5 protein-coding genes are annotated in these 5,204 nt (G+C 74.2%); 2 read left to right on the forward strand and 3 right to left on the reverse strand.

The genetic code is table 11. From position 1 onward, the window contains the following. Together DQW85_RS27980 and DQW85_RS27985 are read left to right on the forward strand one after the other, a co-directional pair. A partial coding sequence (locus DQW85_RS27980) for a 5-oxoprolinase subunit B family protein (RefSeq protein WP_113702882.1) occupies positions 1 to 465 on the forward strand: 465 nt, incomplete at its 5' end. Beyond that, on the forward strand, positions 462 to 1,454 hold the full coding sequence (locus DQW85_RS27985; protein WP_240197472.1) for a 5-oxoprolinase subunit C family protein: 993 nt from the start codon (positions 462 to 464) through the stop codon (positions 1,452 to 1,454). The genes DQW85_RS27980 and DQW85_RS27985, both read left to right, overlap by 4 nt. A 66-nt stretch (positions 1,455 to 1,520) precedes the next feature. Here DQW85_RS27985 and DQW85_RS27990 read toward each other — a convergent pair whose 3' ends face one another. From DQW85_RS27990 to DQW85_RS28000, 3 genes are all read right to left on the reverse strand, one after another. Further along, entirely contained in the window at positions 1,521 to 2,351 is an 831-nt protein-coding gene (locus tag DQW85_RS27990) for a PhzF family phenazine biosynthesis protein (protein WP_113702883.1), read from the reverse strand. Between the two features lie 20 nt (positions 2,352 to 2,371). Beyond that, positions 2,372 to 3,481, reverse strand: coding sequence for a winged helix DNA-binding domain-containing protein (locus tag DQW85_RS27995; protein ID WP_240197473.1), 1,110 nt, complete (start codon positions 3,479 to 3,481; stop codon positions 2,372 to 2,374). Between the two features lie 90 nt (positions 3,482 to 3,571). Next, on the reverse strand, positions 3,572 to 5,204 hold a 1,633-nt coding region (locus DQW85_RS28000), incomplete at its 5' end, for an ABC transporter family substrate-binding protein (protein ID WP_162795437.1).

Raw genomic sequence — 5,204 nt, forward strand, 5'->3', positions numbered from 1 at the left:
CGGGCCGAGCTCGACCGGCTGCTCGACCAGCTGCTCGCCGACCCCGCGAGCGCCGCCGCCGGGCCCGGCTCCGCGGCGGAGGCCGGGCGTGTCGTGACGGTTCCGGTGGTCTACGACGGGGAGGACCTCGCCTCCGTGGCCAGGCTGGCGGGGCTGCCGGTCGAGGAGGTGATCGCCCGGCACACCGGCCGGGAGCTGGTCGTGGGCTGGCTGGGGTTCGCTCCGGGGTTCGCCTACCTGACCGGGCTTGATCCGGCGCTGCATGTGCCGCGGCTGGACACGCCGCGCACCTCCGTGCCCGCGGGCTCGGTGGCGGTGGCGGGGCCCTACTCAGCGGTCTACCCGAGCGCCTCGCCCGGCGGCTGGCGGCTGCTGGGCCACACCGCGATGCCGGTGTGGGACACGCGGGCGGTGCCGCCCTCGCCGTTCCAGCCGGGCACGCGCGTGAGGTTCGAGCGGGCGTGATCGAGGTGGTTCGAGCGGGCGTGATCGAGGTGCTCGCGCCCGGGCCGTACGCGACCGTGCAGGACCTGGGCCGCCGCGGGTTCGCCCATCTGGGCGTGCCGGGCTCGGGGGCGGCCGACGTCGAGAGCCTGCGGCTGGCCAACCGGCTCGTCGGCAACCCGGAGGGGGCCGCGGGGATCGAGCTGACGTTCGGCGGGGCGCGGCTGGCGTTCCGGCGGGGCGCCTGGGTGGCGGTCACGGGCGCTCCCTGCCCGCTGTCGGCCGGACGCGAGGCGGATGCGCCGCTCTCGGCGGAGGGCGGGGTGCGGTTCTCGGCGAGGGGCGGGGGGCCGCTCCCGGCAGGTGGTGGGGCGCCGTTGTCGGGGAGGGTCGGGGTGCCGTTCTCGGCGGGGGTCGGGGTGCCGTTCTGGGTTCCCGCCGGCGCCGAGCTGCGGTTCGGGGCGCCCGAATGGGGGCTGCGCACCTATCTGGCGGTGCGCGGGGGGATCTCCGTCGAGCCGGTGCTGGGCAGCCGCTCCACCGACTCGCTGTCGGGCCTGGGGCCAGCGCCGCTGCGGGCGGGGACGCTGCTGCCGGTGGGCGGCGCCGAGGGCCTGACGCCGATCTCGGCCGATTTGGCGCCGCCGCCCGGTCCCCGTCCGTCGGTGCTGCGGGTGCTGCCGGGGCCGCGCGACGACTGGTTCGCGGCGGGCTCGCTGGAGGCGCTGTGCGCGCGGCCGTACACGGTGAGCCAGGACAGCAACCGTGTGGGGGTTCGGCTGCGCGGCCAGGAGCTGGTGCGGGCCCGGGAGGGCGAGCTGCCCAGCGAGGGCATGGTCACCGGCGCCGTCCAGGTGCCGCCCAGCGGGCAGCCGATCGTCTTCCTCGCCGACCACCCGCCGACGGGCGGCTACCCGGTGATCGCGGTGCTGGCGGCAGCCGGCCTGCCGGTGGCCGCGCAGCTCCGCCCGGGCGACGAGGTGCGCTTCACGACCCACCGCGCCCAGTGACCCGGCGGGCGGCTCCGTGACCCGCCCGGACGCCGGCCGCGGCCCCGTGAGCGGAGCGCCTGGCCGTCACAGCTCGACCTGCCCGCTGATGCACGTGACGGTGGCGCCGCCCACCCAGATGTCGCCGGCGTCGTCGGTGGAGACGTGCACGCGGCCCGCGCGGCCGAGCACGGTGCCCTGACCACCCACGTACGGCGCCCGGGCGCGTCCGGTGCGCAGCAGCCACTGGGCGATCGCGGCGTGCAGGCTGCCCGACACCGGGTCCTCCGCCATGCCACCCTCGAACGGGAAGAACGCGCGTACCTCGACCGCGAGCGGCGACCCCGGAGGGTACGGGCCCACGACACCGATGAAGTGGTCGACACGGCCGGGCTTCAGCGCGAGCACCGCCTCGGCGTCCCTGAGCAGCACCGCTATCCAGCCGGGCCCGTTGTCGGCCCACTCGGCGGCGACGATCTCGTCCCGCCCGACTCCCAGGAGATCGGCGGCGTGGCCTGCCAGCGACTCCTCGACCGGCCCCGACCGCGTCAGCGGCGGCGCGGCGAACGCGAGCCCGCCACCGGTCTCGCGCACTCGCACCAGCCCGGCCCCGCACTCCTGCACGACCTCGCCGGGTGTCTTCGGCTTGCCGCCCGCGGCGAGCCAGGCGTGGCAGGTGCCGAGCGTGGGGTGTCCCGCGAACGGCAGCTCGGCGGACCCGGTGAAGATCCGCACCCGGTAGTCGGCGGCCGGGTCGACCGGCGGCAGCACGAACGTGGTCTCCGAGAGGTTGGTCCAGTGGGCGAAGCGCTGCATCTCCTCGGTGCCGAGCCCTTCTCCGTCGAGAACGACCGCGAGGGGGTTGCCGTGATAGGGGACGGCTGTGAACACATCGACCTGACAGAAGGCACGTGACATGCCCCGAGTCTCCCAGAGCCCTACTCCTGGGCGGGCACGGCGGCGATCAGGGCCTCGACCCGGGCGACCGCCTCGTCGAGGGCGGGCCGCGGCACCGGCTCGAACAGCTCCGGGAGGACCCGGCCGTTCCTGGGCTCCCAGACGCCCGCGACCCGGCCGCCGCGCAGGACCACGGGCGAGATCCAGCCTGCCTGGCGGCTGACCCTCGCCTTGACCGCCGCCGGGATGAGCGGCTCCAGGGCGCGGGGAGCGCCCAGGATGAACTGGTCGAACCCCGGCAGCAGGTGCACCTCCCCGGACGGCGGGGTGGCGGCGAGCTCGTCGAGGTGCTCGGTCAGGGCCAGCAGCGTGCGGCCGTCGCCGGCCTCGACCTCGGTCAGCTCGGGACCGAGGTCGCGGAACCACCCCTTGAGCACGGCCTTGCGCGCCACCCCGCCGAACAGCCAGGTGTCGAACATCTCGGGCGTCGCCGGCCCGTGCGCCCCGAGGAACGAACGGGCCAGCAGCACCCCGGCCTCCTCGTGCGGAGGGAGAGCGTCGGGCCAGCCGGGCAGCCAGCGGCGCGGCGCGGCGAACGTCACCCGGCCGTCGCGCGGCGGCCCGTAGCACAGCTCGCCCAGGCGGCTGAGCGGCTTGAGCAGGACGCCCCAGCCGGAGGAGAGCGCCTCGCGCAGGTGGGCGTCGCCGGTGACCTCGACGACGGCGTCGACCAGCTCCTCGCGGGTCACCGGCCGCTCGCCCAGCGCCTGCGGCACGGCCTCGACGATGGCGCCGATCTCGGCCGCGGTGACGCCGTGGCCGCGCTGCCAGAAGGCCTTCTCCCAGAAGCGGAGCGTGGCCAGGGCCGAGCAGTAGGCCGGCAGCTCGTCGGAGGGCACGAGGTGGAGGGTGCCGCGCATGACCCACGTCTTGGCCAGCGTGCGGTCGGTCCACAGGGCCGTGTCGATCTCGCCCGGCACCGGCCGGGCCGCGCGGACCGCCACGGCGAGCTGCGCCGAGGAGGCCACCTGGGTCTGCACGCCGCACAGCCTGCGGGCGATCGACACCGCGTCGGGACCGCCCGGGCCGCTCACGAACTGCCTGCGCAGCCGCCACGCCAGGATCTGCGGCCAGGTCAGCGAAATCGTCACCGTCCACTTCTACACGAGCCGGGCGACAGTCCCCCGGGCCGTGGTGACGGGCCGCTGTGACGGCCCGCTGTGACGAGCCGCGGCCGGTCGTCAGGCGGTGAAGCCGATGTCCTCGTAGCGCAGGTCGTAGAAGCCCCTGGCGCCGACGTTGGCGAGAGTCTGGCGTACGGCGACGTTCTGCGGACGTTGGTAGAGGGGCAGCACGTTGACCTCCTGCCAGATCAGCCGGTCGGCCGCGTTCGCCTCGGCCCGCGCTCGCGCCGGGTCGAGGCTCTGGGCGGCCTTGTTCATGGCGTCGTCGATGGCCTGGGATCCGGTGCGGCCGAAGTTGGCGTTCCATGTCTTGCCGTCGGCGGAGTCGGCGTAGATGCCGTGGCTGCTCGACACCGGGAACGGCGTGCCGATGTAGGAGAAGACAGTGATGTCGAAGTTGCCGGGGATGACGTACTTGGTGAAGAAGTCGTCGCTCGGCACCGCCTGGATGGTGATCTTGACGCCGATCTGGCCGAGCATGTTCTGGGCGAGCTCCGCCTCCGACTTGCTGACCTGCACGCCCGAGGGCACCACGAACCGCAGGGCGAGCGGCTTGCCGCCCTTCTGGCGGACCGCGCCGGCGAGCTTCCAGCCCGCCTCGTCCAGGAGCCGCCTGGCCTTTTCGGGGTCGTAGGCGCCCAGCGGCCCGGCGTTGTCCTGGTAGCCCTCCTGGGTGTTCATGAAGAAGTGGTTGTTCAGCGGTGTGATCGGCCAGTCGAGCCCCTGGAGGTCGGACTGGGCGATGGCCTGCCGGTTGACGCCGAGCTGGAGCGCCTGGCGGACCCGGAGGTCGCGCAGGAGCTCGCTGGAGCCGTTGAAGGTGAAGTGCCGGAAGTCGGGGCCGGCCGCCTGGCGTACCTGGGCGCCCTGCGCCGAGCGGGCGCGCGCGTAGTCGGGTGCGGAGGGGCCGATGTCGGCGATGTCGAGCTCGCCGTTGCCGAACGCGCCGATCAGCGAGTCCTGCTCGGACGCGCGGTAGACGATCTGGTCGAGCTTGGCCCGCTCCCCCCACCAGCTGTCGTCACGCACCAGGGTGATCGTCTTCGCGGTCTGGTCGAAGGCCTTGAACTTGAACGGCCCGGCCGTCACGGGGATCCGGTTCAGCCAGGCGGTGTTGAACGCCTCGGGCGTCCGGTTGGCGGAGGCGGGCAGCAGCGGTCCGAACAGCGACTGCCAGTCGCCGAAGGGCCTGGCGAAGGTGACCACCACCTCGTGGTCGTCCTTGCCCCTGACGACCTTCTCGATGTCCTGGTAGCCGGTGGACGAGACGATGTGGAAGGCGGCGTCGTCGCCGTTCAGCGCCCGCCACTGGGCCTCGTAGTCGGCCCAGGTGATCGGCTTGCCGTCCGACCACCTGGCCTTGGGGTTGAGCCGGTAGGTGACGACCTGCTTGGGCTCGCGGTCGGTGATCTCGGCGCCGACCAGGTAGTCGGGGTTGGGCGTGATCTCCGCCTTCTCGTTGGACAGGAACGGCGACGGCAGCAGCGCGTTGCTGATCACGGCGGCCACCGCGAGGTTGCCGTCGACGTGGTTGCGGTTCCACTGGGCGGGGAACTCGTTGACGCCCCAGCGCAGCGTGCCGCCGTCCTTGACGCGGTCGCGCGGCTGGACGTTGATGTCGAACGCCTTGACCTGCCCGCCGTCGTCGCCGGGGCCGCCGGGCCCGCCCGGGCGCTGCCCGCAGCCCGCC

The organism is Nonomuraea lactucae (assembly GCF_003313395.1).
Lineage (GTDB): Bacteria > Actinomycetota > Actinomycetes > Streptosporangiales > Streptosporangiaceae > Nonomuraea > Nonomuraea lactucae.

Coding starts and splice junctions, on each gene's coding strand:
- DQW85_RS27990 (WP_113702883.1), bottom strand. CDS start 2,351: ATGTCACGTGCCTTCTGTCAGGTCGATGTGTTCACAGCCGTCCCCTAT.